The sequence below is a fragment of the Pseudomonas fluorescens genome (assembly GCF_902497875.1).
Lineage (GTDB): Bacteria > Pseudomonadota > Gammaproteobacteria > Pseudomonadales > Pseudomonadaceae > Aquipseudomonas > Aquipseudomonas fluorescens_BR.
In genome coordinates, this window is record NZ_CABVHY010000133.1 from 1 (window position 1) to 1,489 (window position 1,489).

General features: G+C 60.6%; 3 pseudogenes. 1 reads left to right on the forward strand and 2 read right to left on the reverse strand.

From position 1 onward, the window contains the following. Positions 1-214: pseudogene (locus tag F8N85_RS34160) on the forward strand (IS110 family transposase); the annotation flags it as partial. Between the two features lie 99 nt (positions 215-313). On the opposite strand, the pseudogene F8N85_RS34165 reads toward F8N85_RS34160, so the two are convergent. Then, a pseudogene (locus F8N85_RS34165) lies at positions 314-976 on the reverse strand (MFS transporter); the annotation flags it as partial. Positions 977-1,347: 371 nt separating this feature from the next. Beyond that, a pseudogene (locus F8N85_RS34175) lies at positions 1,348-1,489 on the reverse strand (hydroxymethylglutaryl-CoA lyase); the annotation flags it as partial.

The window sequence follows — 1,489 nt, forward strand, 5'->3', positions numbered from 1 at the left end:
CGGATCAGCGCGACTCCGAACCGGGCTCTACATGCCAGGTCTGGTGGCGATGCAGCACAACGAAGCGATTATCGCGCTCAAAGAGCGATTGAAAGCCAACGGCAAGGCCCCCAAGCAGATCATCTGTGCAGCAATGCGCAAGCTGCTGCACATCATCTTTGGAGTGATCAAATCGTGCCAGCCCTTTGACCCGAAACTTGCGCTTGCCCGGTGAGAGTTAAGACGGTATCTACGCCGATTGCATCCGCCGCCGAATCAGCCGGGAACATAGATCCTGTAGGAGCTGCCGATAGGCGGCGATCTTTTTAGGCCTTCAATCCCCGTGAAGCTTATCCAGCGTGCGCAGTTTCTGTGGCAGGCCCCACAGCAGCAGCGCGGCGGCGATCAGGGCGGCGACGCCGATCACGTAGAGCGCCGGGGTGGTGGTGCCGGTCAGGTCCTTGATCCGACCGACCATGACCGGGCTGACGATGCCGCCGAACTGCCCTAGGGTGTTGATCACCGCAATTCCGCCAGCCGCACCGGCGCCTGCACCGGCCAGCAGTTTCGGCGGCAGGGTCCAGAAGGTCGGGATCGAGGCGATGATGCCGGCGCCCAACAGGCTCAGGGCGACGATCAGGAACGTGGTGTGATCGGCAAAGATCCCGGCGCAGAAGAAGCCTACCGCGCCCAGCGCGACCAACCCGCTGACGAACTTGCGGCGCTCGCCGGTGGCGTCGGACAAGCGCCCGATCACTACCATGCTGATGGCGCCACACACATAGGGAATGGCCGTCAGCAGCCCGATCATCACCGGGCTCTGGGTGCCGGCGCTGCGGATCAGTTGCGGTGCCCAGAAGTTCAGGCCATAGGACGCAACCTGGATCAGGAAGTAGATCAGGCCCAGGGTCAGAAAGCCTGGAATGCGCAACGCCGCCAGCAATGAACTGCCACCCTTGTGCGGCTCATGCTGGGCCACGCGACTGGCGAGCAAGGTTGCCGCGGCCGAGTTCCAGACGCACGCGTTCCACTGTTGGCCGTTCTCCCCGGGCCAGCAGCTCGCTTGGTGGACCCCCGGTTATCGGCTGGTGCGCATCTCCGTGCAAAAATAGTCTAATACCACTATATGAGCCTAAATTGTGCGTTTTAGAGGCTTCTTTAACTTCGATATAACGGTCATCACGCATACCATGTGACTTTGCTGACCAGGGCTTTTTCGACATCGTGCGAAACGGCCGGGCTCGCGCCCGCCTCCAGGACATTAAGGCTCATCGTATTTCTCCAGGCGGACTGCCCGTGGGTGTCCGATTGTTTTTGTTGTCTGGTTCAGGTGCTCTGACACCTGTGTAGGGAAACCGGGTTATCTGGTCAGGATGGCGTCGGATGCAGATCGCAGTTGCGTCCGGCCTTGACCAACTGGCCAGGCACTTCGTGGCCCAGCAGCGCGGGCAATCCTCGTGACAATCGCAGCAATAGCGGCAGATCGATTCCGGTGTGAATGCCGATTTCA